2 protein-coding genes are annotated in these 3,577 nt (G+C 64.8%); one reads left to right on the top strand and one right to left on the bottom strand.

What is annotated here, in order from left to right; translation table 11 throughout:
* On the bottom strand, positions 1 to 1,883 hold a 1,883-nt coding region (locus tag ACRDUX_RS39745; RefSeq protein WP_526422871.1), incomplete at its 3' end, for a restriction endonuclease.
* A 605-nt stretch (positions 1,884 to 2,488) separates the two neighbouring features.
* Here ACRDUX_RS39745 and ligD point away from each other — a divergent pair.
* A complete protein-coding gene (ligD, locus tag ACRDUX_RS39740; RefSeq protein ID WP_526422869.1) occupies positions 2,489 to 3,454 on the top strand; it encodes a non-homologous end-joining DNA ligase in 966 nt (321 codons plus the stop codon).
* The last annotated feature ends 123 nt before the right edge of the window (positions 3,455 to 3,577 follow it).

The following is a 3,577-nucleotide window of genomic DNA, read 5'->3' as shown; positions in this document are numbered from 1 at the left end:
ACCCTGGAGTGCTCGTTGTCCGTGACGAAGCTTTCCAGCAGCCCCATCCAGTGCTCCCACGGCGAAGTCGTGTTCTGCACCAGGCGGACGTCGAAGGCGTCGGCGAAGTCTGTCCCGACCCTCATGGGGAGATCGATGTGGATCTTGTCTGGGAGTTTAGGGACGCCCCCGCGTCGGCCTATCTGCCGCCGCAGCGCGTCGAGTTGCTCGCCTAGTTGCTCGTCGTGAGCACGGAGGGCGTGGATCACGTCCCAGATCGGCTTGAACGACGAGTCTTTCAGCGCGACCTCGGCATCGGTGTCGGTTTCGATGAACACGGGAATGACGATGGTGCCGACGGTCTTGCCGTCGGACTTGCGGATCGCCCGCCCCACCGCCTGCACGATGTCGACCTCTGAGCGGCGGGGGTCGATGAAGGCGACGCCATCTAGCGTCGGAACGTCCACACCCTCGGAGAGACAGCGGGCGTTGGTCAGCAGGCCACGCTCCTCGTCGTCGAGCTGATTCAGGTGTTGGAGCAGGACGTGCCGCTCTCCGGCGGACATCTCGCCCGAGACGTGCCGTGCCCACAGGGCACCCTTGGGGCGTTGGCGCGCAGGCATCCAAGCGATGACTTCGGGCATCTCGGCGGCGAACTCGCGAGCGCGGGCGATGCGGGAGTGGAAGCTGATGGTGCGCCGAAGGTCGTACTTATGCATGGCTTTCGCGAGGCCGATCTGGCCTGCGAGTGTGCGGGCGTCGGTGGTCTTGTTCCCATCGCGGGTGACCAAGGTGCCCTTCTCCGCCAACTGGCGGTAGGTGTCGCTGTCTACCCCGACGACAGCAACCTGGTAGTCGGTGAGCAAGTTCCGCTTGATCGCCTCCCCGAAAGAGAGGCGATGAAAGACGGTGCCGAACTTGGTGGGGTCGTCCATCGAGGCGACTTCCAGGTCGGCGTCCTGGGCTGCTTTGAGAACCCGCCCCGTGAAGTAGCGCGGAGTCGCCGTCATGAACAACCGCCGCCTTGCGCGGATTGCCGCCTCATCGAGGACGGTGCCGAATGCGGCTGATTCGACACCGGCGACCCTGTGCGCTTCGTCGGCGACCACCAGGTCGAACGCAGGCACGCGCCCCTGAGCGAAGGCGAGGGCAACCTGGGGGGACGACTGGTAAGTGGAGAACACCACCCGGGGACGACCCGACCGACGCCGCAGGAACGCAGCGATGGTGTGTGCATCGGTGGTGACGGGCACCCCCAGCTCGCTGGTGTGCGCGACCGCCGCGTCCTCGGTCCGGCCCACGGTCTCGTCGGAGCACACCGGCAGCGCTTCGAACGGCACGTTCGCGCTCGCACGCCACACTCGCATCGTTTGTTTGAGGAGGGAGAGCGAGGGCACTAGGACGAGGGTCCGCTCGGCGGCGAGCTCTTCATTGATGAACAGAGACGTCAGGGTCTTGCCCGTTCCGCACGCCATCACCAACTGGCCACGATCCGACTTCGTGAACCCCTTCAACACATGGCGGACCGCTTCGCGCTGATGTTCCCTGGGCTTAGCGGGCATCAACGGCGCGGACGGACGCATATCCAGGGGGCTGGTCGGCCAGCTCACCTCAGAGGTGAGAAGGTCGCTCAACCCAAGGAAGGCGACCTGTTTCTCCTGATCGTTGATGGTCCGCCTGGCGACGTGATGAAGCTTGTCGGTAGTGGCGATCAGCAACCGGAACGAGAACAGCGACCGCGACGACTCCGACAGGAACTTGTCGACGTCGGCCTTCGTGATGGCATTCTTTGCGGCATACGCCTTGGACTGGATCGCCCACAGGCGACCGTCGTGGTCCTGGGCGACGAGGTCGATACCGGCGTCGCCACCCCAACGGCCCGGCCAATCATCCCAGAGCCACACTCGCCGCAATGTGGACCTGTACGTCGGGTCGTTAGTGAGGAACCACTTGCAGACATGCTCGAACTGTTTGCCTCGAACCCTTGGGTCGAGATCTAGGCGTGCGAACAAATCAAGAAATTCCCCCATGGAGTCGGAGGGTAATTCACCTGTCGGACTTCGATTGGGAACGACGCCGACGTACATGGTCTCGTTCGTCGAGCAGCCGGTCGGTCACTTCCGTGGACGGCTTCCCGCCCTCGGACCTGATCGCTTCCCGCACGTCGACTAGCAGCCGCAACTCGTCGTCGATTGTGTCTATGTCCCGCACCACTCCAGCGTATGAGCCAGCTCCAAAGGTCTTGATCATCAAACCGGTCCCCGAGCAGGCGCGTCCCCGCTGCCATGCGTGAAGGCCCCGGTCGTCTGGCCGGGGGCCATGTCCTTGCAACGACAGGACCCCGCAGCGCTACCCGCCCTAGGCTGCGGGATCATCCCCTGGCACCGGCGCGCTGTCCTAATTGCGTCCTCTCTCCTTGGCGACCACTGAACGGCTGCGCCGTCACTATTCTGGGCAGGATGCACCACTTCAGGCGTTGTCGCTGATGGCGTCCGGAATGTATCTACCGATGCTCGCGACTCCGGGCCAGCCGCCATCGCGGTTCGACGAGTTCGCAGTCGAGGCCAAGTTCGACGGGCAGCGTGGGATCGCCATCCTCGACCACGACCGCGTCACGCTGTTGAGCCGCAACGGTGCCGATGTCACGCGCACGTTCCCCGAGATCGCCTCGGCTCTCCCTGGTGCCGTGGACCGGTCCGTGATCCTGGACGGGGAAATCGTGGCCCTTGACACCAAAGGCATCCCGTCCTTCGAACGCCTCCAGAGGCGGTGGCCGCACAGTCGCCGACCCAGTGTCGATCTGCTCCGGGCGGTGCCGGTGCGATTCTTCGCCTTCGACGTCCTACGCCACCACGGCCAGGACGTAACCAACCACCCGTATGCCGAGCGACGCGAGATCCTGGCTGACGTCGCCGCCGCCGCTCAAAGCTCTGTGATCCAATTCCCGCATCACTGGGTCGCGACAGACCCGTCCATGGTTCTGGCAGCGTCGGCGGAGACGGGGCTCGAAGGCATCGTGACCAAGCGCCTCGACTCGCTGTACCTCCCCGGTGTGCGGTCGAAGGACTGGATCAAGACCTGCCATCGGTTGCGGAGTGAGTTCGTCATTGGCGGGTGGCTTCCCGGCGAAGGACCCAATCACCGCACCATCGGGGCACTGCTGGTCGGTGCACACGACGACCAGGGACGGCTGAGGTTCTGCGGTCCCGTCGGCGCGGGCATCAGCGCGGCCCACCGCCGCATCCTCACCCGTTACTTGGCCCCGCTCGCCAGTCTCTCCTCACCGTTCGACGGCGACATCCCCGCAGCCATCGCCCGGAACGCCCGGTGGGTCAGGGCCGAGACCATCGGCGACATCGAGTATCGCGAGCTGCGGGGCCTGCTGCGGCACCCATCGTGGAAGGGCATTCGAGCAGACCTGACCGATGTCACCCGAGTCGTGTTGCCGTCTGACATAACGGAGTTGCACGCCTGAGTAGGGCTACTGGGGCAGCTCCGGTGGTTCTGGGACAGCAACAGGCGGAGCCGGAGGCTCATGGATGTTGCTTAGCCGCTTGAGGGCTGGGCCATGAAGAATCGAGCAGTGCCGCCCGAGGGG

Origin of the sequence: Mycobacterium sp. (assembly GCF_050701675.1) — a bacterium.
Taxonomy (GTDB): Bacteria; Actinomycetota; Actinomycetes; order Mycobacteriales; family Mycobacteriaceae; genus Mycobacterium.
The sequence above is the reverse complement of the archived record's forward strand: the minus strand, read 5'-3'. Positions and strand labels throughout refer to the sequence as shown.